This is a genomic window from Halomarina pelagica, from assembly GCF_024228315.1.
In the GTDB taxonomy this organism is placed as follows: Archaea; Halobacteriota; Halobacteria; order Halobacteriales; family Haloarculaceae; genus Halomarina; species Halomarina pelagica.
The window spans coordinates 2,039,112-2,061,644 of the sequence record NZ_CP100454.1 but is presented as its reverse complement, the minus strand read 5'-3'; the positions used below and the strand labels follow the sequence as shown (position 1 = coordinate 2,061,644).

Genomic DNA, 22,533 nt, shown 5'->3' with positions numbered 1-22,533 from the left:
GACATCACAGGAAAACATATACCGGGGTGGTACACACCGAAAGCATGTCGATCACTGATAATAGACGAGATACGAGAGAATGCGTCAGATCGCCCCCACGAGGCCCGAAGGTGGTGTTTCCGGGGAGCTACTCGATGACCTTCTCCGACGAGAAACCGGTCTAGCTCCAGAGATCTACAGATGCTCTGAACCCGTCACATGGACCCGAATCGGAAACAATCACTAGACCGACAACGATGAACCGCCGTCAGTACCTCCGCACACTCTCCCCGCTCGTCGGCGCGCCGATCGCCGGATGTCTCGACGTTCTCGGGTCCAACCGGGACTACCGACTCGCCGCCGTCGAACTGGCGAACTTCGCGAAGGAGTCGGTCACGTATCACCTGCGGATCGAGCACGATCGAGAGACCATCGTGGACGGGACGAGAGAACTCGCGCCACGATATTCACCCGACGGAAAGGACTACTGGTACGTCACCGACGTCGGCAATCACCCCGTCACAGAGTACACCGTGTTCCTCCAGATCAACGACGGGGAGCGGCGGGAGGTCAGACCGGACACCGTCAGAGGCGACGGCGACGTCGAGTGCGTCGAACTGAACATCGACGCGGCTCCCGGATACGTCGGTGGTATCTATTACGAGGTTCCCTGTGACTGGTAGTGTTGCCACTCCCGGTCGAGCACCGCGTACGCGAGTACGTCCGCGTATTTGATCTCGTGAACGGTACTCCGAGTACGTACGTCAGTCACCGCCCGGACCCAGCCACTCGTCGGCCAGGACGGCGTAGAAGTGGACGTCGACGTACTCCCCGTCGACGAACTCCGACTCGACGTGCGTGCCCTCGTGGCGGAAGCCGAGCTTCTCCCAGATGCGCCGCGATCCGGCGTTCCCGTCGAAGACGCGGGCCATGACTCGATGATTGCGCCGCTCGCGGAACGCGTAGTCGGTGACGAGCCGACTCGCGTCGGTGCCGTAGCCCTCGCCCCAGTAGTCCTCGGCGAGGAAGATGCCGATCTCGGCGTTGACCCCCGTCGGATCGCGCGGGTGGAGACCGATCGACCCCGCCGGCTCCTCGCCCCGGCAGATGAGCAGGTTCACGTGCTCGTCGCTGGAGCCGCGCTCCTCGTACCACTCGCGCTCCTGGCGACCGTTGATCGGATCGCGCGCGCCGAGGAAGCGCCGAACGGCGGGGTCGTTGATGGTCCGCTGGAGGAAGTCGAGGTCCTCCTCCTCGACGGTGCGGAGGGAGATCGAATCGCCGCGCAGGAAGACGGGTCCGGGCATAGCCGACACTCGTCGCGCCCGATATTACCGCTTGGGGAGCAGTGATAGGCGATGGCACGCGCTCGCGGCGAGCGAGGGGGCACCACGTCCCTCGTCAGTCGTCGGGGTATTTCGGCTCGCGTCGCTCGGCGCGTTCGAGGGCCGTCTCTACCACGTCGCGCACGTCGCCGTGGAAGACGCCGCCGTGGCCGGAGTACATGTGCTCGACGCCCTCCGGCATCCGGTCGAGGAGATCCTGGATCGACTGGATGAGTCGCTCGCGCGACTGGCCCGGCCTGTCGGTGCGCCCGAAGCTGCCGTAGTCGAACGCGCCGTCGTCGTGGACGACCACGTCGCCGCCGAACAGCGTCGTCTCGCTCACGAACGCGAGGTGGTCGGCGGCGTGGCCGGGCGTGAAGACCGCCTCGAACGTCTCCTCCCCGATGGTGACGGCGTCGCCGTCGTCGAGCGCGTGGGTCCTGCGGGGGTGCTCGGCGTAGGCGTAGACGTCCGGATCGAACGCCTCGACGACGGCGTCGAGTTCCGCGACGTGATCGCCGTGCTGGTGGGTCAGGACGACGCGGTCGAGGGAGTCGGTGTACTCCTCGATCGCGTCGACGACGCCCGGCATCGCGCCCGCGTCGACGAGCGTCGGCGTCTCTCCGAGGGCGAGGTAGGCGTTGCAGGTGAACGTCTCTGCGTCCGCGGTGACGTTGTGAACCTCCATACCGCCGATGCGCGCGGCAGTCACTTCAACCTCCGCGCGTTCTCCGACGAGCGGGTGACCCGCCGGTTCGCGAGAACCGACCCAACGCTTTTGGGTGAGAATTCCCTAGCGTCGCGTGACCATGGGCTTCGGGAGCTACGACGAGTCCGAACAGGACCGCCAGCAACTCGACACCGACCTCGACGACGACGAGAACCTCTCGGCCCGCGGGTCACACGAGGGGAAGATGCGCTTCGAGTTCGGCGCGTCCAACGACGAGTTGCTCGACCGACTCGAGGAGATGAAAGAGCGCGAGTGACCGTCGGCGGGCGCGCGCTGGGTATCGCGGAGTCCTACACGGACCGCGAGCGAAGCACCGTCGCGGGGGCGGTCGTCCGGACCGACCGCGCCCTCGACGGACTGGAATTCTCGTCCATCTCGGTCGGCGGCACCGACAGCACCGAGCGGCTGATCTCGCTGTGGGAGCGCCTCGACCGCGAGGACGTCCGCTACGTCCTCGTGGCGGGCGTGGCCCCCGCGTGGTTCAACGTCGTCGACCTCCCGCGGCTCGCCGAGACCGTCGACCGGCCGGTCGTCGCCGTCTCATTCGAGGAGAGCGAAGGGCTCGAACCCGCCCTCCGCGAGGCGTTCTCGGGCGACGCGCTCGACGAACGCCTCGACGTCTACGAGCGACTGCCCGAGCGTCGGCGCGTCGACCTGAACGGGGAGACGGTCTACGTCCGCGGTGCGGGGATCGACGCCGACGAGGCCGACGAGGTGGTGCGGACGTTCACGCCGGAGGGGGGACGCCCGGAACCCCTCCGCGTGGCCCGACTCGCGGCGCGAGCGGCCGACGCCTTCCGACACACCGATGGGTTGTAGTTCGCCGCGCGCACGCTGTGGGTATGGAACACATGGACGGCCTGACCGTCCGCGACTGTGAGCGCTGTCCCGACCTCTGTGCGTCCCGCTCGCGGATCGTAAACGGGAGCGGTCCGGCGGACGCGTCGCTCCTGTTCGTCGGGGAGGCCCCGGGCGCGCAGGAGGACGAGCGGGGCGTGCCGTTCGTCGGGCGCTCGGGTGACGTCCTCTGGAGTGCGCTTCGCGAGCGGGGTGTCCTCCGCGAGGACGTTCGCATCACCAACTGCGCGCGCTGTCGACCACCGAACAACCGCGATCCCACCCGGGAGGAACTGGCGAACTGTCGTGGCTACCTGGAAGCGGAGATCGACCGCGTCGATCCCGACCTCGTCGTCACGCTCGGGAAGGTGCCGAGCGAGCACCTCCTCGAACGCGACGTGGCGGTGACGAAGGAGGCCGGGCGCGTCGTCGAGCACCGCATCGCGGGGACGCCGCGCCGCGTGCTCGTCTGCGTCCACCCGGCGGCGACGCTGTACGACCGTAGCCAGGAGGCTACGTTCGCCGGCGCGCTCGACGAGGCACTGGCGCTGTCGGGACTGAGCGACGCCGAGGGCGGCGGAAGCGGAGGCGGCGGACAGTCGCGCCTGGGCGAATTCTGAGGGCCTCTCCGGAATCCGATCGCGGGTGAGAGGGCGACGCACGGGACGGAAAGCGACTTTGCTCGGTCCCCCCAACCGGGGGTATGAGCACCCAGACCCCGGTCGTCGCCGACGTGGTCCTCGTGGACTACGGCCTCGGGAACCTCCGGAGCGCCACGCGCGGACTGGAGCGCGCGGGCGCGAACGTGGAACTGAGCACCGACCCCGCCGACTTCGAGCGCGCCGACGGCGTCGTCCTCCCCGGCGTCGGCGCGTTCAGCGAGGGGATGGAGAACGCCGGGCCGTTCCGCGAGGCGCTCGCCGAGGTCGCGGCGTCGGGCACGCCCCTCTTCGGCATCTGTCTCGGGATGCAGATGCTTCTCACGACGAGCGAGGAGGCCGAACGCGTCGGCCAGGGCGACGTGGAAGGCCTCGATCTCGTCCCGGGCACCAACGTCCGCTTCGCCGAGGGGCAGAAGGTGCCCCACATGGGCTGGAACGAACTCTCCGTCGAGCGGGAGCACCCGCTCGTGGAGGGGGTAGATGGGGAGTACGCCTACTTCGTCCACTCCTACTACGCCGTCCCCGAAGACGGGCGCGCGGTCGTCGCCACGACCGACTACGGCGTGACCTTCCCCAGCATCGTCGCCAACGAGGCCGGGAACGTCTTCGGCACGCAGTTCCACCCGGAGAAGAGCGGCGAGACGGGGCTCAGGATCCTCCGCAACTTCGTGAACCTCTGCGCGGAGCGGTAGCTCCTCGATTCCGGCTTCGCAGATCGGGCGAAGCCCCAGGGGCCGGGACCGGTAATGGCGGACAGGCGACGCCGCGGCGGGATCCGGTTCGCGGGGCGTGGCGTCGCGCAACCGCGAAGCGCCCCGCAACGATTCTCACGTCACGGAAGGCTCTGGTTCCGCTCTCTGTTATAAAGATACGGAGCGAGCGAAGGGCCCGACCACCACCGAGAGCACCAGCGTAGCACCCGCGAGCGAACGCAGTGAGCGAGCGGACCGAGGAGCGACTAATGGCGCGCGAGCGAAGCGAGTGCGCCAGCAGGAGCGACGAGGGTTTTGATCCAGCTTTTACCAGGGAGCCGCGGCCGACCGCGAAGCGGGTCGGCCGCACGCGACCGCAGTAAAAGGTGGGTTTACAGAAACTCGTGGACGTCCGAGTACCACATGTCGTGGTGGTCGACGGCGTCGACCCGGCGGGCGATCTCGACGGCGAGCGCGTGCCAGCAGAGGTCGTCCGGGTCGGCGGGGTCGAGGTTGTACTGCGAGTCCTCGCAGGTGCACCCGCCGTCCTCGACGACGTACTCCGCGCGGTGGCCGACGACGACGGTGAAGTCGCGGTACTCCTTCACGCGGCGCTCGCCGACGGCCTCGATGGCGCGGGCGGCGCGCGAGCCGTGGGCGTCGAGCAGCCGCTCGGCTGTGCGGGCGTCGAGTTCGCCCGCCTCGTCGAGGGCTTCCCGCCACGTCTCGGCCGTCGTCACGTCGCGTGCTTGCCGCGGCGGGGGGAAAACACGTTCGGTTCGGAAACCCGACTTGTTATATATTCGTTACGAATCGAGTCGTCCGAGGAGGTCGGTCGTCTCGACGACGGCGGCGAACTCGCCGTGGAGGTGCGCGAGCGCGAGCCGATGGTTCTCCGCCGCGGAGACGGGAGCACCGTGGCGGTCAGGGCGGTCGAACGTCGCCGTCGCGTCCGCGAGGACGTAGACCTCGAAACCGAGGTTCTCGGCCATTCGGGCGGTCGTCGAGACGCAGTGCTCCGTGGTGAGTCCCGCGATCGCGAGCGTTCCGTAATCGCGCTCGCGCAACCAGTCGTCGAGTCCGGTGCCGACGAACGCGCTGTTGACGGTCTTCTCGAACACCGGCTCGTCCGTTCGGGGAGCCGCGGCGGGCGCGAACGCGAACCCCGGCCGATCGGGCCGCAACGGCGAGTCGGGTTCGGTCGAGGCGTGCCGGACGTGGACGACGGGCCACCCTCGCTCGCGCCACGTCGCGAGGAGGGACGCAATCGTCTCCTCCAGGTCGGGATTGTTGCGCTCGCCCCAGGCGGGATCCTCGAAGCCGCGCTGGACGTCCACGAGCAGGAGGACGGTGGAGGCGTCGGGTGTATCGCTCACGGGTCGTCGCTCGGCACGAATCGACAAAACGGTTCGCGTGGGTTGAATCGATCCGCTCGGAGACGACACGGTTTTTCGCCCCGGCGTGACAGGATCGGGTATGGAGGTCAGAGAGGGGTCCGTCGTCGTCGAGGTTCCCGAACAGCCCGCCGAGGGCGCGGGCGACGCGGTCTTCTTCAACCCGGAGCAGGAGTTGAACCGCGACGTGACGATCGCCGCCCTGCGCGCCCACCGCGAACGCGGGGGCGGGCGGGCGCGGACGTACCTCGACGCGACGGCGGCGAGCGGGATCCGGGGCGTCCGCGCCGCCGCGGAGGGCTGGGAGGCGACCTGCTGCGACGTCGACCCGGACGCGGCCGACCTGGCGCGGGGGAACCTCGCGCGCAACGACCTCGATGGCGAGGTCGTCCGCCGCGACGCGAACGCCTACATGCACGAGACGCGCTTCGACGCGGTGGACGTGGACCCCTTCGGGACGCCCATCCCGTTTGCGGACGCGGCGTTCAGGTGCGCCACGGAGTTGGTCTGCGTGACCGCGACCGACACCGCTCCTCTCTGCGGCGCGCACTTCTCGAGCGGCGTCAGGAAGTACGGAGCCGTCCCGCGGAACACCGACTACCACGCCGAGATGGGCCTCCGGATCCTCCTCTCGGCGCTCGCGCGCACCGCCGCGCGCTACGACGTGGGCGTGACGCCCGTGCTGAGCCACGCGACGCGCCACTACGTCCGCACCTACCTCCGGGTGAGCGGGCGAGCGACCGACGCCAACGCCGCCATCGACGAACTCGGCTACCTCTATCACTGCCCGGAGTGTCTCTATCGCGAGCACGACGGCGGACTCATCGCCGAGCCGCTCGACCACTGTCCGAACTGCGGTAGCGAGCAGGTGCTCGCGGCCGGACCGGTCTGGCTGGGACCGGCGCACGATCCGGACTTCGTGGCCGCGACTCGCGAGCGCGTCACCGACGACATGGGCACCGCTAAGCGCGCGCGTCGCCTGCTCGACGCCGTCGAGGGGGAACTCGACGTGCCGACCCACTACGACCAGCACGTGCTCTCGAAGCGGTGGGGCGTCTCCGCTATCGGGATGGACGAGTTCCTCGATCGACTGCGAAAGGCGGGGTTTCCGGCCTCGCGGAGCCACTTCGGCGGAACCACGGTCAAGACGACGGCCGACGTCGAGGAGATCCGACGAGCGACGACCTGAACCCCGTCGACGGTCGTCGTTTTTCGTACCGTCCCCCTCGATTATATGTGATCATCGCGCAATTGCAGTAGCGTGAGCCAAGCGGCACGTCGCACGGTCACGATCGCGAAGGGGGTGGTGAAGGGGGTCCAGTCGGACCGGATCACCTTCATCGCCGCCAGCCTCGCCTACTACGCCTTCATCTCGCTGTTCCCGCTGTTGCTGTTCGGACTGGTCGTCGCGTCGATCGTCGGCGGGCAGGAGTTGGCGAACGACCTCGCGCGGCAGGCGAGCCGACAGCTCGGGAGCGAACAGGTCGGGGAGATGGTGCGCGACGTCCTGACGAATCAGGCGGGCCGAAGCGGCGCGACGATCGTCGGCACGGTCACGCTCCTCTGGAGCGGTCTGAAGCTCTTTCGGGGACTCGACATCGGGTTCTCCATCGCCTATCAGGCACCGGGACCGGCGGGATTCGTCGATCAGGTCCGCGACGCGTTCGTGACGCTCGTCGCCGTGGGCGCGGGCATCGCGTTCACGATCGGCGTCGGAGCGCTGCTCTCGATCCCGCGATTCGACCTCGTCGTCGCCGGCGTCGACGTTCTGGGCCTGATCGGGACGGTCATGCTCCTCACCGGGCTGACGGTCACGTTCCTCCCGCTCTACTACTTCCTGCCCGGCCCGAGCCTCTCGATCGGCGACGCCCTTCCGGGGGCGATGTTCGCCGCCATCGGCTGGACCGTCCTTCAGACGGGCTTCAGAATCTACGCCCAACGGGCGTCCGCGTTCGACGCCTACGGCGTCCTCGCGGGAGCGCTCCTGCTCGTCACCTTCCTCTACTTCGGCGCGCTCGTCCTGCTGATCGGCGTGGTGTTGAACGCAGTTCTGGAGGGACGCATCGATCCGGAGACCGGACTCGACACCGTAGACGACGCATCGACAACCGAATCAGAACGACCACTCTCGCTCATGGCAGACGAAGACCTGGAACGACTGGAGACGGAACCGAACGACGAAGAACTCGCGGCGGAGGTGCGTCGCCTGCGCGAGCAGGTGGCCGAGTTCGAGGCGGAGATCGAGGATCGAACCGTCCACCGCGACGACATCGAACGCGACCTGAGGCGCTACGTCCGCCAGCGGATGCGCCGCGGGAAGGCTCGCGGCTGGGGGCCGTATCTCGTCCTCCTGTACGGTACCGCCATGACCCTGGGCGCGTTCTACCTCCTCGACAGCGGTGCCTGGGCGGTCGCCGCGATGCTCGTCGTCTGGCTCTCGACGCTCGGCCTGTACGTCGTGTTCGTCGTCGTCGGACTCGGACTCGACCTGGCGGGCGTCCCGGGCCGACTGCGCGATCGCATCCAGCAGTTCCGGAGCTGACCGCGACTGCGAACCGGATCAGAGGGCTATTCAGCCAGGATCCATTACGGGCTCGTGATGCTCTCCGCGGGAATACGGGCTGCACCCCCCGAGCGCGGTATCGGCGTCGTCGAGACGTTCGGGGCAGTTCCCGACGCCGTGTTCGCGCTGTTCGTGGTGCTGACGCAACTCGGTGATCCCTGGTTGCTCGTCCTCGTCGTAGGCGCGACGTACCTCGTCGCCGATCGGGTGAGCTGGATCGACCGCGAACGCGCGGCGTACCTCGTCGCGCTCACGGTGACGGCCATGGCGCTCACGACGGCGCTCAAGGGCCTGTTCACGTTACCCCGACCACCGGGGGGACCGATCCCCGGCCGCGAGATGTTCCCCGAGATCGTTCGGATGCTGTACGTCGGCGCGGCGAGCGCCGGCGGGTTCGCGTTCCCGAGCGGCCACGCGCTCGGCTCGACGGTCGTCTGGGGCGGGCTGGCGCTGGTCGTAGACTGGTCGACCCCCCGAAGGCGACTGGCGATCGCCGCGGCGCTCGTCGCCGTCGTCTCCCTCTCGCGGCTCGTCCTCGGCGTCCACTACCTCGTCGACGTGCTCGCCGGGAGCGCCGTGGGACTGCTCGTCCTGCTCGCGACCGCTCGGCTCACCGCGGGCGGACGGCGGCCCGGGCCGGCGTTCGCGCTCGCGACCGTGACCGCGCTCGGAGCCGTGGGCTCGTCGGGCGCCGGTCTCGTGCCGGTCGTCGAACTCGCGAGCGCCGTCGGCGGGTGGTTCGGCTGGCGCGCCGTCGCCGACGGCGGAATCCGCGGACGACCCCTCCGCCGGTCGCTCCTCGCAGTCGCCCTCGGTCTCTTCGGCGGGGTCGTACTCCTGACGGCGGGTGCGACGCGCGTCGCCGCGGTCGTCTTCGTCGCCGTCGTCGCCGTGACCGTCGTCGGAATCACGCTCCCCCTCGCCGGCGACACCCGCCGGTCGCGGCGGCTGACCGAATCCAGATGAGACGGAACGTCTCGGCGAACAGGCGACGCCGCGGCGGGGTGGATTCGCGGGGCGTGGCGTCGCACAACCGCAGACACCCCGCGATAACCGTCAGATCACACGGACGCTGGTCCCGCTCTCGGATATAAAGGTACGGCCGGATCGACCGATTCGAATGCCTGGACCACCACCGCGGGCACCAGTGGAACACCCGCGAGCGACCGAAGGGAGCGAGCGGACCGACCGAACCCCCGAAGGAGCGTAGCGACTGAGGGGGTGAGGAGGGTTTTGCTCCAGCTTTTACCAGCGAGTGAGCGAAGCGAACGAGTGCAGCAAAAGGTGGTGGTTCTTAGAACTTCTCCAGGTACCGGTCCAGTTCCCACTGGGAGACCTGGGTCTTGTACTCGCTGAACTCGGCGCGCTTCGCCTCCACGAACTTGCTCGTGACGTGCTCGCCGAGGGCCTCCCGGACGACCTCGTCCTCCTCGAGCGCGTCGACGGCGCGGCCGAGGTTCGGCGGGAGCGTGTCGATGCCGTACTCCTCGCGCTTGGCCTCGTCGAACTCGTAGATGTTCTCGCGGACGGGGTCGGGCGCTTCCAGGCCCCGCTCGATGCCGTCGAGACCGGCGTGGAGCATCGCGGCGAGCGCGAGGTAGGGATTGCAGGCGGGATCGGGCGAGCGCAGTTCGATGCGCGAGGCGGCGGGCGTCCGCGAGTCGGGCTTGCGGACGAGCGCGCTGCGATTCACGTCGGACCACGCGACGTAGACCGGCGCTTCGTACCCCGGCACGAGGCGCTTGTAGGAGTTCACCGTCGGGTTGCAGACCGCGGTGATGGCGGGGGCGTGCTCGAGGACGCCCGCGAGGAACTGCTTCGCGACCTCGCTCAGGTTGAACTCGTCGTCCTCGTCGTGGAACGCGTTCTCGCCGTCCTCGGTGAACAGCGAGAGGTGCGTGTGCATCCCGCTGCCGTTGATGCCCGCGATGGGCTTCGGCATGAACGTCGCGTGGGTGTCGTGCTCGGCGGCGATGGCGCGCACGACCGAGCGGAACGTGGCGATGTTGTCGGCAGTGGTGAGCGCGTCGTCGTACTTGAAGTCGATCTCGTGCTGGCCCTCCGCGACCTCGTGGTGGCTCGCCTCGACCTCGAAGCCCATCGACTCCAGCCCGTAGATGATGTCGCGGCGGATGTCGCTCGCGAGGTCCTTCGGCGCGAGGTCGAAGTACCCGCCCGCGTCGTGGGTGATGGTGGTCGCGCGGCCGTCCTCGTCCTCCTCGAAGAGGAAGAACTCGGGTTCCGGCCCGGCGTTGAGCGTGTAGCCCATGTCGCCGGCGCGCTTGATCGCGCGCTTCAGCACGTGGCGCGGATCGCCGACGAAGCTGTCGCCGGTCGACGTGTCGACCACGTCGGCGATGAGCCGCGCGGCGGCGGTGCCGTCGTCGCGGGTCCGCCACGGCAGGATGGCGAACGTCGCGGGGTCGGGGATGAGCCGCATGTCGCTCTCCTGGATGCGGACGAATCCCTCGATCGACGACCCGTCGAAGTAGATACCCTCGGTGAAGGCCTTCTCCACCTGGCTCGCGGGAATGGAGACGTTCTTTACCGTCCCGAGGATGTCGGTAAACTGGATGCGCAGGAAGTCGACGTTCTTCGATTCGATCTCGTCGACCACCGCCTGTGCGTCGGCGGTCAACCCTCCGTCAGTTTTCACGTTTGGGTTTGTCATCTTTCTTGGACGCGCTATACAACTGTCCTATCCGATAAAACCGTAGTGGTTTGTGCAAAGTTCGTACCGTATGTCAGAACTGGATATTCGTAAAATTATAGTCCCTCCAGCTACACTCGCAGTGTGATGACGTACGAAAATCTAGATGAGAAGCTGGTGAACGCCCTCCTGGAGGACGGGCGCGCCAGCCTCCGCAGTCTCGCGGAACAACTCGACGTCTCGGTGACGACCATCTCCAACCACCTGAAGGACCTCGAGGCCAAGGGGGTGATCCGCGGGTACACGCCGGTCGTGGACTACGACGCGCTCGGCTACGACGTGACCGCGGTCATCCAGCTCAAGGTCGAGGGGAACGCCATCCAGGACGTCGCGGACACCCTCCGGAACGCCCGTCAGATGATCTCCGTCTACGAGGTGACCGGCGACCACGACGTCGTCGCCGTCGGGAAGTTCAGGGACACCGACGACATGAACCGGCAGATCAAGGAGTTGCTCGTCGACGCCAACATCAAGGAGTCCAACACGAGCGTCGTCCTCAACGCCGTCAGCGAGCACGAACAGTTCCCGCTCGAGATCCAGGAGTAACGCGGTACGGGGCTGTTTCTAGAGGGCGTCGAGCACCCACCTGACGAGCGTCGACGCCAGTAAGAGCACGCCCTCCGGTCGGGAGAGCCGCCGCCCGGACGCGAACAGGAGGACCACGAGCACCGAGAGGCCGACCAGCCACGTCGCGTCCGGGAGCGCCGCAGCGGAGACGGCGACGGGCCTGACGACCGCCACGACGCCGAGGATACCCAGCGCGTTGAAGACGTTGCTCCCGACGAGGTTGCCCGCCGCGATCCCGCCGAAGCCGCGCCGCGCGGCCGCGACGCTCGCCGCGATCTCCGGCGACGAGGTGCCGACGGCGACGATCGTCACGCCGATGAGCCACTCGGAGATCCCCGCGAGGCGCGCGAGGTCGCTCGCCGCCGAGACGAGCACGGTCGCCCCGCCGACGACGAGCGCCAATCCCGCGAGCATCGCGACTGCGGTTCGAAGCGGCGGCGCGTCGCCGGTCGATACCGCCTCGACCGGCGGGTCGTCGCTGCGCACGAGGTACGCGACGTAGGCGACGAGACCGCCGAGGAGGAGCGCGCCCTCGACCCGGGAGACACGGAGGTCGAGGAGGACGGCGAGGAGGAGCACCGCCGAGGCGATCAGGACAACCCCGTCGCGCCGGACGAGCGCGCGGGAGGCGGTGACGCCGCCCAGCAGCGCCACCAGGCCGAGCACGAACCCGACGTTGAACAGGTTCGACCCGACGACGTTGCCGACGGCGATGTCGGGACTGCCGAGCAGCGCCGCCTCGAGCGACACCGCCAGTTCCGGCGCGGAGGTGCCGACGGAGACCACCGTGAGCCCGATCACGAGATCCGAGAGGCCCGCGCGCCGAGCGAGGAGCGCGGCGTTGTCGACGAACAGCTGCGCCCCGAGCCACAGCGCCCCGACCCCGGCGGCGAGGAGAACCAGGTCAACGATAATGCTGGCGACCATTTTCGTTCACCTCGCGATACGTCGGCCGGGGTGATAGTCCCGGGCCTCTCGCTGGGAGATTCCGATGCGCCTAACGGTCCGGCTCGCTCCCCTCCGCCGCGATGGACGCCGTCCGCGAGCACGAGTCGAGGGGCGAGATCGATGTACACCGCTCGGGGGCGCGAACTGGCCGAGGAGCGCCACGCGGTGGTCGCGCGATTCGTCGAGCAGGCGGAGGTGGCGGGGGAGCGGTAGCTCGCGCTCGACGAGCGAAAGACAAAGAAGACGTGTTCGGCGGGCGGTTCACCGGCGCGCTCACCGCGAGCACCGCGGAGCGGTTCGAGCGGGCCGACGACTGAGCGGAGAGCCGCGAAGCGGCTCGAAGCGAAGGAGGAGTGCTTTTGATCGAGCTTTTACAGGGCGGGCTTCGCCCGCCCTGTAAAAGGTCGTCCTACATCGCGCCGCCCATGCCGCCCATACCGCCCATTCCGCCCATGCCGCCGCCGCCCGGCGGCATGTCCATGTCCTCGTCGTCGTCGTCGCTGGAGCCACCCTTGAGGTCGCCCGCGGCGATGACGTCGTCGATGCGGAGGATCATGACGGCGGCCTCCGTGGCGGACTCGACGGCCTGGGTCTTCACGCGGAGGGGTTCGACGACGCCCTCCTCCTCCATGTCGATGACCTCGCCGGTGTAGGCGTCGAGGCCCGACGTCTCCTGGCCGCCGGAGTGCTTCGAGCGCAGGTCGACCAGCGAGTCGATGGGGTCGAGACCGGCGTTCTCGGCGAGCATGCGGGGGACGACGTCGATGGCGTCCGCGAAGGACTCGATGGCGAGCTGCTCGCGGCCGCCGACGGAGTCGGCGTAGTCGCGCAGCTCGAGCGCGAGTTCCGTCTCGGGCGCGCCGCCGCCGGGCAGCACCTTGCCGTCGTCGAGGGTGACGCGGACGACGCCGAGGGCGTCCTCGATCGCGCGCTCGACCTCGTCGACGACGTGCTCGGTGCCGCCGCGCAGGACGAGCGTGACGGACTTCGCCTGCTCGACGTCCTCGACGAAGATGCGCTCGTCGCCGCCGATGTCCTTCTCGGCGACGCTACCGGCGAAGCCGAGGTCGTCCGCCTCGATGTCGTCGATGTTGGAGACGACGCGGCCGCCGGTGGCGCGCGCGAGGCGCTTCATGTCGGACTTCTTCGCGCGGCGGACGGCGATGATGTCCTCCTGGGCGAGGTAGTGCTGGGCCATGTCGTCGATGCCCTTCTGGCAGAAGACGACGTCCGCGCCGACCTCGACGAGCTTGTCGACCATCTCCTTGAGCTGCTTCTCCTCCTGGTCGAGGAACTGCTGGAGCTGGTCGGGATCGGTGACGTTGACCTCGGCGTCGATCTCGGTCTCCTTGACCTCGATGGCCGTGTCGAGGAGGGCGATGTTCGCGTCCTCCTTGAAGTACGGCATGTTGTCGTGGACGCGCTCCTTGTTGATGATGACGCCCTCGATGAGTTCGGACTCCTCGATGGAGCCGCCGACGACCTTCTCGACCTTCACGTTGTCCGTGTCGATGCCCTCCTCGTCGGCGATGGCGCGGACGGCCTGGACGACGAGTTCGGCGAGGTCCTCCTTGGCGGACTCCGCGCCTTTACCCGTCATCGCGGTGGCCGCGATCTGCTCGAGGAGTTCCGTGTCGTCCTCGGAGACGTCTATCGCCATCTCCTCGAGGAGTTCCTTCGCCTTCGCGGCCGCCTGGCGGTACCCCTGCGCGAGGATGGTCGCGTGGATGTCCTGTTCGAGCAGGTCCTCGGCCTTCGCGAGGAGTTCGCCCGCGATGACGACGGCGGTGGTCGTGCCGTCGCCGACCTCGTCCTCCTGGGTCTGGGCGACCTCGACGATCATGTTCGCCGCCGGGTGCTCGATGTCCATCTCGTCGAGGATGGTGACGCCGTCGTTCGTGACGACGACGTTGCCCGTCGAGTCGACGAGCATCTTGTCCATCCCCTTCGGACCGAGGGTGGTCCGTACCGCCTCGGCCACGGCCTTCCCGGCCGTGATGTTCATCGACTGGGCGTCGCGCCCGGTCGTGCGCTGGCTGTCCTCGGACAGCACGATGAGCGGCTGGTTGCCCATGTATTGAGCCATAGTCGGTAGAACGATTGAATGTGATTCTATATAAAATATTCGGTACGGTGTGCGAAAACGGAGCACGGTCGCCCCGCGGCGCGACGGGTTTCGGCGTCCCGGGCGGCATTTAAATACCTAAACCGGCCGCGCGTAGACGTCCTCGGGGTAGGGCTCCCCGCCGATGATCGTCTCGCCTCTGCTTGCGCGTTCGAAGCCGTTCGCCCGGTAGAACGTCGCACCCGGTTCGTTCGCCGCGAGCGTCATCGCCTGCACGCGCTCGACCCCGCGGGCGGCGAGTTCCTCGCACGTCGCTTCGAGCAACTGCGAGCCGACGCCGGTGCGGCGACGGTCGGGTTCGACGTAGAGGCGCAGCACCGTTCCCGTGTCGCCGTGGACGACGGCGTGGGAGAACCCGATGACTGCGTCCCGCATCGCGGCGACCAGCACGAGCATGTCGCCGCTCTCTACGTCCGCGCCGAGTTTCGACTCGTCGTACCACTCCTCGACCGTCTCGGTCGCCGTCTCGCGGGTGAGCGCCTCGTCCCGTTCCCAGGACTCCCGCGCGATGCGCCGGAGCGCCGGGATGTCGGTGAGCGTCGCCGGTCGAACGTGCATGCCCCACGGTAGCACTGACAGCGGCTTAGGCCTAACCCGCGGCGGGGGCGTCGGACCGCCGACTCGATCCGACCGCGACCGGAGCGGTCGAGGCTCGGACCGATCGGGTCAGGCCATCGCCTCGAACGGCTCCTCGCAGTCCGCGCAGTAGTGGATCGACCGGCAGAGCGACGGTCCCTTCGGGTGCTCGCGCTCGGTGTTCGTCCCGCCGCAGTACGGACAGCGCGCGGGGCCGGCCTCGCCGCCCGCCGTCACGCTCGGGTCGAGGCGTCTCACACGCTCACCCCGAACTCGCGGAGGTCCTCCCGTCCCGCGTCGGTGACCATCTCGACGGACCACGGCGGCGACCAGACGAGTTCGACCTCGGCGTCGGCGACGCCCTCGGGCGAGGCCGCGGCCGCCTCCACGTCGGCGAGGAGCATCTCGCGGGCCGGACAACCGGTGTACGTGAGCGTGAACCGCACCGTCACGCGCGCGCCCTCGTCCGGGCGCTCCTCGATCTCGACGCCGTAGATCAGCCCGAGGTCGACGACGCTGACGGGCATCTCGGGGTCCTCGACGGCGTAGAGCGCGTCCCAGACCTCGCGTTCGAGGCCCGTCGCGCCCCTGCCCGTCTTCGGGTACTCCTCGTGGGCCTCGCCGGACTCGTAGCTCGTGTACGCACACGCGCGCGAGGCGGTCGGGTCCTCGACCTCGACCGCGAACTCGTCGACGTCGTCCGCGTCCTCGTACTCACTCATCGTCGGGATCGGGCATGATGCGCCGCGGCTCGCGCCGCCCCAGCATCTCGTAGGTGTAGGTCATCTCGTTGTACAGCCGCCGCCAGTGTGCCGTGTGCGTCCCGTCGCGTCCACGCTCCTCGGGGAGGAGCGCCGCGAGGTCGGTTTCCCCGTCGTGGACCCGCAGGCCGAGCGATTCGAGGTACGGCACGACGATCGCGAGCCAGTCCTCGCGGAGCGTCCCGATCGACTCGGTCCGCACGCCGAGGTCGACGATGTCGTCCTCCCGGTCTGTCGGCTCGAAGAGCGTCAGCGCGTGTGGGAACAGGCGGTCGAGCGCGTCCTGCACGCGGCGGCGACCCGGCTCGTCGTCGCAGAGCCGTTCGAGCCAGTTCTGGGCGTGCTCGCGGTGGTAGGACTCCTCGGCCCGCACCTTCGCCACGCGGTCCGCGATGCGCGGGTACGAACTGCCCGCCAGCGCCTCCAGTCGCAGGTACTCCGCCACGTCGTAGAGGTACGACCGGAGGACGCAGTCGGCCCAGTCGCCGCGCTCGAAGGGCAGTTCGAGCAGCGTCGCGTGCCGGAAGTCGTCGGGCTCGCGCTCCCAGATGAGGTCCCGCTCGCGGTAGCCGAAGTCCTGGAGGAGGTCGTACCAGAGGCGGGCGTGGCCGAGTTCGTCCTGCGCGATGTTGGCGATGGAGATGTCGGCCTCCAGGGTGGGACCGCGCACCTGCCAGTCGATGTAGCGCTCGGCGGCGACGTACTCGTCGTCCGCGAGCGCGCGGAGGAGCGCCTCGACGGCCGCCCGTTCGCGCTCGTCGAGGTCCGCCGGACCGGGGAGCGTCGCGGTCGCCATCACTCTTCACCCCGCGCTTCGGCGCGGCTCCGCTCGGCGCGCTCTTGTTCCCGCTGTGACGCCTCGATCTCCTCGGCGAACGTCTCGTCGGTGGCGAACGTCGTCGCCCAGCGGTAGCTCTTGTTCGTCGCGCCGCCGAACGCAGTCTCGCTCGCGTCCACCTCCGCGATCTCGTCCTTCGGGACGACCCACAGCGAGTTGGCCGGCTTCCGGCGGGCGTGCATCACCTGCGCGAAGGTGAGCGCCATCTCCCGGTCGGGGGCGTGGACGTTGCCCACGTGGACGTGGTAGTCCTTCCGCCGCTCCTGTCTGAACACCTCCCAGATCATGGTCAGTCGGCGGCCGCGCCGGTCGTGCCGGGCGCGCCGGGAGTCTCGAGGGATTCGCGGACCCACTCGACGGCCTCCTGGGTCCGGTGGCGCTTGTCGATCTGGCCGACGCCCTGCGGGAACTGGTTGCGGGCGATGAGACCGAACTCCTCCCAGTCGAGCTGGTCCTCGTTCACGCGGTAGCGCTCCTCGTACTCGTCGTACCACACCTCGGGCGTCTCCGGCAGTTCGAGGCCGTACTTCTCGGCCTTCGGGAGGTAGACGTTGAGGAACGCCGTCCGGAGTTCGTCGTTGCTCATCGTCTTCAGCCCGACGGCCGTCGAGAAGTCGTTGTGCGTCGATCGGTCGTCGGTCGGGCCGAAGAACTGCAGGATGCGCGGCCACCACAGCTCGAACGCCTCCTGGAGGCGCTCGCGGTCGCGGCGCGACCCGGTGGCGAGTTCCTTCAGGATGTCCTCGCCGTGCTTGATGTGGAAGCCCTCCTCGAAGCAGATCTTGTCGATGGCGTGGGCGTACGGCTCCCACGAGGTGCGCTTGAGCGTGGCCTGCCGGCGCATCGCCGCGCCGTCGACGAAGAACATGATCATCGGCAGCTCGTACCAGTCGGCGAGCGGGTAGTGAAAGCAGTTGAGGAACTTCCCCTCGCCGTTCGCCAGTTCGTCGAGCATTTCCTCGCGCGTCTTGATCCCCAGGTTCTCCGCCGCGCGGTAGAGCAGTTGCCCGTGGCCGATCTCGTCCTGCACCTGCGCGCTCACCGCGAGCTTGCGCTCCAGGCTGGGCGACTGCCGGATGAACGGCCGCTCGATGTACGCGCCCATGATCTCCGAGTTCGCGTGGAACTGGATCATCCGCGTCGCCGCCCTGCGGTACTCCTCGGGCATGTCGTCCTTCGGTCCGAATTCCCGCGGACCCGCCCGTCGCTCGACCTCCTCCAAGTCCATGGCGGATAATTTGTAACGGATTACCATACAGGTTACCCCCCATATGAGCGGGCTTTATATACCACCCGTGCCAATCAGCCACGTGATCTCGGAGTGTCTCGTCGTCGAGGTGGGGGTGACGGGCGACGACTGCCCGCTGGCGGCGGCCTCGCGGTCGGTCCCGGTGACGATCGACGCCCGGCCGCCACAGTTGCGCGCCGACGGCTACGCCCTGTTGCAGTTCTCCGCGCCCGACGACGACCGTCTCGCCGAGACGCTCGACGCCGACCCGCGCATCCGCTACCTCCACCGCTCGCGGGTGGACGGCCGGTACAGCTACCGCTGTCTCTCGAAGCACCCCTGCGTGGTCCACGAACTCGTCAGCGTCGGCCTCGTCGTCGAGTCGCTCTCCTACCGCGACGGCGACGCCCGCATCACCGGCGCGGTCGTCGGCTACGACGTGCTCTCGGGGGTGATGAGCCGCGCGGGCGAGACGGTGGGCGTGAGCTTAGAGCGCGTCTACCCCCTCGGCGAGGAGGACGACCAGCCGGTCGCCCGGCGGTGGAACCTCACCGGACGCCAGGAGGAGGCCCTCCGCGCCGCCCTCGAGCGCGACTACTTCGACGTGCCGCGGGGGGCTGACGCGGCGACCGTCGCCGACGACCTGGGGATCAGCAAGTCCGCCTTCCTCGAACGACTTCGGCGGGCGCAGCGCGCACTGCTGGAGCAGGTGTTCGCGTAACCTCTCTCAGCCCGTCTTGTACACCCCGCGCGCCTCCGCGATCCGGGTCCCCTCGGCGTCCTCGACGGTCACGTCCACGGTACCGACGGAACCACCCTCTCGAACCACCTCGGCGCGAGCCACGAGATCGCGCCGGGCCGGTGAGAGGTAGTCGATCCGCATGTCGACGGTCGGCGTCGGCCGACCGACGAGCGAGGCGAGCGCCGCACCGCCCACCGTGTCGGCCAGCGCGAACACCGCGCCGCCGTGGGCGGTCGCTTCCTCGGGGTTCCACGAGAGGCCCTCGCGCATCGGGAGGCGACCCTCGGCGCGTCCGTCGCCCGCGTCGGCGAGTTCGATCCCCAGCAGGTCGGCGAACGGCATCGAGGCGAAGAGCTGATCCACGTCCATGCCCGGCGTTCGGTCCGGGCGAGGTAGTACCTACCCCCGGAGGTCGGGTAGCACTCAGTCCCGGTCCTCGTCGCGGTTGCGCCCGGGCGACATCGTCGAGAACATGTCGCGGCGCTTCGACGAGGGCACCGTCGAGATGGCGGAGGAGAACCGCGGGCGCGAGCGCCCGCCGGACGAGCGATCCGAGATCTTCTCGGTCAGTCCGCCGTCGTCCCCGTCGCCATCCTCCTCGTCGTCCTCCGCCTCCCCTTCCTCCTCGCCCTCGTCGGAGCCGAAGCCCGAGAGGACGGCGGTGGTTCGGTCGAGCGCGTCGCGGAACCCGTCGATCGAGTCCGGCAGCGCGTCCCCGTCGTCCCCCTCGTCCGTCTCCTCCCCCGCTTCCCGCGCTCCCTCCGCCTCCGCCGGTTCTTCGACCTCCACCGGTTCTTCGACCTCTGCCGGTTCTCCCTCCGCTTCGTCGCTGGCCTCGGCGGTTTCTGCGGCGTCGGTCTCGTCGCCGGCATCGGCGTCCGCGGCGGTCGCGAAGAGGTCGGGGAGGTCCTCGATCAGGTCCTCGGCCTCGTCGTCCTCCCATATGCGCGCGAGCTTCGAGAGCCGGAGCAGGCGCTCCAGGTCGAGCACCCGGTCGGGGTCGCCCTTGGCGAGCGCCTCCGGGACGGAGGCGTAGTCGGCCTCGCCGTCGTCGTCGGTGAGACCGACCGCCTTCAGCAGGGCGACCGAGTCGGCCTCGTCGACCAGCCCGGAGGCCGTCTCCGCGACCTCGTGGAGTTCGTCGGTCCGCGACGCTCCCCCCTCGTCGAGGAGGGCCTCGGCGTCCCCGAGCACCTCGCCGATCCGGTCGGATAGTTCGTCGTCCATGGTCGATCACGTCCCCTTGGTCGCCCGCGCGCAACTATTCGTCGCCCGTAAACTCCTCGACGATCCGGTCGGTCATCTCCTCGCGTTCGAGGTTGGCCTTCACGCCGACTCCCTTCGCGACCGACTGGAGTTCGCGGTAGGACATCACCTCGAGCAGTTCGCGGAACGTCTCCTCGCGAAGCGACGCGACGTCGTCGGGCAGGATCGATTCCGCCTCCGGGACGCTCTCGCCACCCTCCTCGGCCGACTCCGCCGAGTCCTCGGCCGACTCCGTCGCGTCCTCGGTCGACTCCGCCGCGCTTTCGCCACCCTCCTCGGCCGTACCGGTCACATCGGACGCCGCCTCCGTCGCGTCTTCGGCCGCGCTCTCGGCGGTTTCGGCGGCGGAGTCGGCCGCGTCGCTCGCGGCCTCGGCCGCCCCCTCCGCGGCGTCCGATGCCGTCTCCGCGGTCGACTTCGCCGCGCTCGTGAGCTGGCCGACGGCTTCCTCGGTGGCGATCTCGCGGATGGCCGTCGAGAGCGCTTCGAGGAGTTCGCGGTCGGTGAGCACGTCGCGGACGCTCTCGATGACTCTCGATTTCGCGTCCGCGAGCACCTCGCCGAGCGAGCGTCCCTCTCGCAGACCCTCGACGATGGCCGCCTCGATGGCGGCTCCGACGTTCGCCCCGAGTTCCCGACCGACCCGCGCGCCGAGTTGCCGGCCGACCTCCTCGGCCACCTCGTCGGTCGCGACGGCGTCGCTCAGCTCCTCCGCGACCAGATCGCCGATCGAGCTGTCGTCACTCATCGCGTCTCACCCTCCATCGTCGCCATCACCCTCGTCGTCCGCGTCACCGTCACCGTCACCGCCGTCGTCGGCCTCCTCGCTCCCGGCGTCGTCGGCGAGCAGTTCGGCGAGGAGCGTCTCGCCGACGACGCGGCCGAGCGCCGCCCCGAGCAGGGCACCGAGCAGTTCGCCGATGCGGGCACCGAGGGAGGCACCGACGCCATCCTCGCCCGAGAGGATCTCGTCACCGTCGGCGGGAGCACCGTTCTCGGCGAAGACGCCCTCCCACTGCGTGCCCGCGAACAGCTCCTCGAAGTCGACCTCGTCGAGGAGTTCACCGTAATCGATACGGTCTGTCAGCGCCTCGCTCATGCTTCCGCCTCTGCCTCCGCGTCCTCGCCGTTCCCGCTCTTCGACGAATCGCTGCTCAGCAGCTGCTTGATGACGCCGACGAGCACCTGAACGAAGATCTCGCGCACCGGGACGTCCTTGAGCGCGTTCGACGCGGAACCCGACAGGTTATCGAAGAACCCGGAGATCGCGTCGGAGAGCCGCTCACCGACGCCGTCGAGCGGGTTGAGCAGTCCGCTCAGCAGGTCCTGGAGGCCGCCGTCGAGCAGGTGCGCCACCGCCGTCAGGAGATTTCCGACGAGGTTCCCTTCCTCCTCGACCGCGATCACGTCGAGGTCGACCTCGTCGAGATGTACCTCCAGTCCGAGCAGGTCGAGGTCGAGGCCGTGGAGGTCGAGGTCGAGGACGTTCGTCTCCTCTCCCTCGCCCGCCTGCTCTGCCTCCGCCGACTCCTCGTCTCCCCCCTCGGCCTGTTCCTCCTCCTCTCCCTCCGATTGCTCCTGTGATTCTTCCTCCTGTGATTCCTCGTCCGATTCTTCCTCCGCCGCCTCGGCCTCGCCGCCGTCGGTAAGCACTCGCTCGCCGGTGGCGTCCGTCCCGCTCGCGTGGGTGTCTTTCATGCTACGAGAACTGCGCGGGAAATCCGCAAAGCGGTTAGGGTTGCACTCGCAAGGTCTGACGTCGGTGAAATCAATCAAACAATACTCTGATTCACCGATGGTTAGGTGTCACCAACCGATCCGTGCACGGATCGGTTGGTCGATAGTTGAGATCGCCGCACCACTAGCACGCTGCAATATAAACGCAACTCCGTTACGGCTCTTCGTCGGGCGTAGTTGCGGTCTGCTGTTGAAGCGTCACCGCGAGTGTTTCAGGGACTACCCCGTCACGGCGGTACTCGCGGATCAGATTCGCGACGTACCACCCGTCATCGTCGGCTGACTCGGAGGGACGATACTGGCGGCGCTGACGTATCTCTGATTCGTCGATAATCCGTGCCGTGAGACTGAGTCGCTGTTCGGAGAGTGTATCCCGGACAGGATCCATCACCAATCCACGCGGGAGCACCACGCCGAACAGCGCCACGAAGGACGTCCCCAAGTCCACCGTGGTGAACGAGTTCACGCTCGCAGGATCCGTTCGTTCTATCCAATACTCCGAACGGAGGGCGTTCCAGTCATCGGCATCTCGGATCACGGTTCCGAACGTGAGTGCCTGCGGAACCTCACCTCGGGGATGGTCCCCGAAGATTGACGCGTCGGTTTCGAATTGCCAGGACTGTTTGACCCGCGGTTCGACGGGTGTGATGCTATCTGCGAGTGCGGTACAGCCACTGAGTGCGGTGAGTCCTCCGAGGGAAAGCACTCCTCCTACCTCGAGGAATCGGCGGCGTGAGATCATCTCATTTGGTAGACGTCACATTACTAAATAACAGTATCGCGCTAATTTACACAATCTAGACATTAATTATAGAAGCGTATAATATCTCCTACGGTAAGATGTTGACGACGT

General features: G+C 68.3%; 29 protein-coding genes. 10 read left to right on the top strand and 19 right to left on the bottom strand.

Translation table 11 applies throughout. The features are described from left to right. The first annotated feature begins 236 nt into the window (after positions 1–236). Positions 237–662 carry a hypothetical protein gene (locus tag NKI68_RS10700; protein ID WP_254543044.1) on the top strand — a complete coding sequence of 142 codons (426 nt, stop codon included), beginning with the start codon at positions 237–239 and terminating at the stop codon, positions 660–662. 81 nt (positions 663–743) lie between these two features. Here NKI68_RS10700 and NKI68_RS10695 read toward each other — a convergent pair whose 3' ends face one another. Together NKI68_RS10695 and NKI68_RS10690 are read right to left on the bottom strand one after the other, a co-directional pair. Further along, a complete protein-coding gene (locus NKI68_RS10695) occupies positions 744–1,286 on the bottom strand; it encodes a GNAT family N-acetyltransferase (RefSeq protein WP_254543043.1) in 543 nt (180 codons plus the stop codon). A gap of 94 nt (positions 1,287–1,380) precedes the next feature. Further along, entirely contained in the window at positions 1,381–1,992 is a 612-nt protein-coding gene (locus tag NKI68_RS10690; RefSeq protein ID WP_254543042.1) for an MBL fold metallo-hydrolase, read from the bottom strand. Between the two features lie 121 nt (positions 1,993–2,113). On the opposite strand from NKI68_RS10690, the gene NKI68_RS10685 reads away from it, so the two are divergent. The 4 genes from NKI68_RS10685 to hisH all read left to right on the top strand — a co-directional run bounded on the left by NKI68_RS10685 (position 2,114) and on the right by hisH (position 4,225). Beyond that, entirely contained in the window at positions 2,114–2,290 is a 177-nt protein-coding gene (locus NKI68_RS10685) for a DUF5786 family protein (RefSeq protein WP_254543041.1), read from the top strand. Beyond that, the gene (locus NKI68_RS10680; protein WP_254543040.1) at positions 2,287–2,853 is read left to right on the top strand and encodes an endonuclease dU; all 567 of its coding nucleotides are present in this window, start codon (positions 2,287–2,289) and stop codon (positions 2,851–2,853) included. Before NKI68_RS10685 ends, NKI68_RS10680 begins: the two co-directional genes overlap by 4 nt. A 23-nt stretch (positions 2,854–2,876) precedes the next feature. Then, a complete protein-coding gene (locus NKI68_RS10675; RefSeq protein ID WP_254543039.1) occupies positions 2,877–3,491 on the top strand; it encodes a uracil-DNA glycosylase in 615 nt (204 codons plus the stop codon). 83 nt (positions 3,492–3,574) lie between these two features. Further along, complete coding sequence (gene hisH / locus NKI68_RS10670) at positions 3,575–4,225, top strand: imidazole glycerol phosphate synthase subunit HisH (RefSeq protein ID WP_254543038.1); 651 nt, start codon at positions 3,575–3,577, stop codon at positions 4,223–4,225. A 392-nt stretch (positions 4,226–4,617) separates the two neighbouring features. Here the strand turns inward: hisH and NKI68_RS10665 are convergent, their stop codons facing one another. Together NKI68_RS10665 and NKI68_RS10660 are read right to left on the bottom strand one after the other, a co-directional pair. After that, positions 4,618–4,965 (bottom strand): SWIM zinc finger family protein, encoded by a 348-nt coding sequence (locus NKI68_RS10665; RefSeq protein ID WP_254543037.1) that lies wholly within the window; start codon positions 4,963–4,965, stop codon positions 4,618–4,620. Positions 4,966–5,031: 66 nt separating this feature from the next. Next, positions 5,032–5,601: a cysteine hydrolase family protein gene (locus tag NKI68_RS10660; protein WP_254543036.1), complete on the bottom strand. Its 570-nt coding sequence runs from the start codon at positions 5,599–5,601 to the stop codon at positions 5,032–5,034. Between the two features lie 100 nt (positions 5,602–5,701). On the opposite strand from NKI68_RS10660, the gene NKI68_RS10655 reads away from it, so the two are divergent. The 3 genes from NKI68_RS10655 to NKI68_RS10645 all read left to right on the top strand — a co-directional run bounded on the left by NKI68_RS10655 (position 5,702) and on the right by NKI68_RS10645 (position 9,148). Beyond that, positions 5,702–6,808: a tRNA (guanine(26)-N(2))-dimethyltransferase gene (locus NKI68_RS10655; protein WP_254543035.1), complete on the top strand. Its 1,107-nt coding sequence runs from the start codon at positions 5,702–5,704 to the stop codon at positions 6,806–6,808. A gap of 72 nt (positions 6,809–6,880) precedes the next feature. Continuing rightward, positions 6,881–8,161 (top strand): YihY/virulence factor BrkB family protein, encoded by a 1,281-nt coding sequence (locus tag NKI68_RS10650; RefSeq protein WP_254543034.1) that lies wholly within the window; start codon positions 6,881–6,883, stop codon positions 8,159–8,161. Between the two features lie 57 nt (positions 8,162–8,218). Continuing rightward, on the top strand, positions 8,219–9,148 hold the full coding sequence (locus NKI68_RS10645) for a phosphatase PAP2 family protein (protein ID WP_254543033.1): 930 nt from the start codon (positions 8,219–8,221) through the stop codon (positions 9,146–9,148). 328 nt (positions 9,149–9,476) lie between these two features. On the opposite strand, the gene glnA is transcribed toward NKI68_RS10645, so the two are convergent. Continuing rightward, positions 9,477–10,853, bottom strand: coding sequence for a type I glutamate--ammonia ligase (glnA, locus tag NKI68_RS10640; protein ID WP_254543031.1), 1,377 nt, complete (start codon positions 10,851–10,853; stop codon positions 9,477–9,479). Positions 10,854–10,979: 126 nt separating this feature from the next. Here glnA and lrp point away from each other — a divergent pair, with 126 nt between their 5' ends. Beyond that, positions 10,980–11,438, top strand: a complete 459-nt coding sequence (lrp, locus tag NKI68_RS10635; RefSeq protein WP_254543030.1) for an HTH-type transcriptional regulator Lrp — start codon at positions 10,980–10,982, stop codon at positions 11,436–11,438. An 18-nt stretch (positions 11,439–11,456) separates the two neighbouring features. Here lrp and NKI68_RS10630 read toward each other — a convergent pair whose 3' ends face one another. The 8 genes from NKI68_RS10630 to NKI68_RS10595 form a co-directional block, all read right to left on the bottom strand. Further along, the gene (locus NKI68_RS10630) at positions 11,457–12,386 is read right to left on the bottom strand and encodes a calcium/sodium antiporter (RefSeq protein ID WP_254543029.1); all 930 of its coding nucleotides are present in this window, start codon (positions 12,384–12,386) and stop codon (positions 11,457–11,459) included. Between the two features lie 430 nt (positions 12,387–12,816). Further along, entirely contained in the window at positions 12,817–14,481 is a 1,665-nt protein-coding gene (thsA, locus tag NKI68_RS10625) for a thermosome subunit alpha (RefSeq protein WP_254546421.1), read from the bottom strand. Positions 14,482–14,610: 129 nt separating this feature from the next. Next, positions 14,611–15,090: a GNAT family N-acetyltransferase gene (locus NKI68_RS10620; protein ID WP_254543028.1), complete on the bottom strand. Its 480-nt coding sequence runs from the start codon at positions 15,088–15,090 to the stop codon at positions 14,611–14,613. A 108-nt stretch (positions 15,091–15,198) separates the two neighbouring features. Then, a complete protein-coding gene (gene paaE / locus NKI68_RS10615; RefSeq protein WP_254543027.1) occupies positions 15,199–15,366 on the bottom strand; it encodes a 1,2-phenylacetyl-CoA epoxidase subunit PaaE in 168 nt (55 codons plus the stop codon). Further along, positions 15,363–15,830: a 1,2-phenylacetyl-CoA epoxidase subunit PaaD gene (gene paaD, locus NKI68_RS10610; protein ID WP_254543026.1), complete on the bottom strand. Its 468-nt coding sequence runs from the start codon at positions 15,828–15,830 to the stop codon at positions 15,363–15,365. Before paaD ends, paaE begins: the two co-directional genes overlap by 4 nt. Continuing rightward, complete coding sequence (gene paaC, locus NKI68_RS10605; RefSeq protein ID WP_254543025.1) at positions 15,823–16,665, bottom strand: 1,2-phenylacetyl-CoA epoxidase subunit PaaC; 843 nt, start codon at positions 16,663–16,665, stop codon at positions 15,823–15,825. Before paaC ends, paaD begins: the two co-directional genes overlap by 8 nt. Continuing rightward, positions 16,665–16,994 carry a 1,2-phenylacetyl-CoA epoxidase subunit PaaB gene (gene paaB, locus NKI68_RS10600; RefSeq protein WP_254543024.1) on the bottom strand — a complete coding sequence of 110 codons (330 nt, stop codon included), beginning with the start codon at positions 16,992–16,994 and terminating at the stop codon, positions 16,665–16,667. Before paaB ends, paaC begins: the two co-directional genes overlap by 1 nt. Before the next feature lie 2 nt (positions 16,995–16,996). Continuing rightward, entirely contained in the window at positions 16,997–17,935 is a 939-nt protein-coding gene (locus tag NKI68_RS10595; protein WP_254543023.1) for a Phenylacetic acid catabolic protein, read from the bottom strand. A gap of 82 nt (positions 17,936–18,017) precedes the next feature. Here NKI68_RS10595 and NKI68_RS10590 point away from each other — a divergent pair, with 82 nt between their 5' ends. Beyond that, on the top strand, positions 18,018–18,656 hold the full coding sequence (locus NKI68_RS10590; RefSeq protein WP_254543022.1) for a helix-turn-helix domain-containing protein: 639 nt from the start codon (positions 18,018–18,020) through the stop codon (positions 18,654–18,656). A 6-nt stretch (positions 18,657–18,662) separates the two neighbouring features. On the opposite strand, the gene NKI68_RS10585 is transcribed toward NKI68_RS10590, so the two are convergent. From NKI68_RS10585 to NKI68_RS10560, 6 genes are all read right to left on the bottom strand, one after another. Next, positions 18,663–19,046: a PaaI family thioesterase gene (locus tag NKI68_RS10585; protein WP_254543021.1), complete on the bottom strand. Its 384-nt coding sequence runs from the start codon at positions 19,044–19,046 to the stop codon at positions 18,663–18,665. A 54-nt stretch (positions 19,047–19,100) separates the two neighbouring features. Further along, the gene (locus tag NKI68_RS10580; RefSeq protein WP_254543020.1) at positions 19,101–19,904 is read right to left on the bottom strand and encodes a hypothetical protein; all 804 of its coding nucleotides are present in this window, start codon (positions 19,902–19,904) and stop codon (positions 19,101–19,103) included. A gap of 34 nt (positions 19,905–19,938) precedes the next feature. After that, positions 19,939–20,691 (bottom strand): hypothetical protein, encoded by a 753-nt coding sequence (locus NKI68_RS10575; RefSeq protein ID WP_254543019.1) that lies wholly within the window; start codon positions 20,689–20,691, stop codon positions 19,939–19,941. 6 nt (positions 20,692–20,697) lie between these two features. After that, entirely contained in the window at positions 20,698–21,042 is a 345-nt protein-coding gene (locus NKI68_RS10570; protein WP_254543018.1) for a hypothetical protein, read from the bottom strand. After that, positions 21,039–21,641, bottom strand: coding sequence for a hypothetical protein (locus NKI68_RS10565; protein ID WP_254543017.1), 603 nt, complete (start codon positions 21,639–21,641; stop codon positions 21,039–21,041). The genes NKI68_RS10570 and NKI68_RS10565 overlap by 4 nt, the downstream gene beginning before the upstream one ends. 193 nt (positions 21,642–21,834) lie before the next feature. Beyond that, positions 21,835–22,422 (bottom strand): hypothetical protein, encoded by a 588-nt coding sequence (locus tag NKI68_RS10560; RefSeq protein ID WP_254543016.1) that lies wholly within the window; start codon positions 22,420–22,422, stop codon positions 21,835–21,837. Between the last annotated feature and the right edge of the window lie 111 nt (positions 22,423–22,533).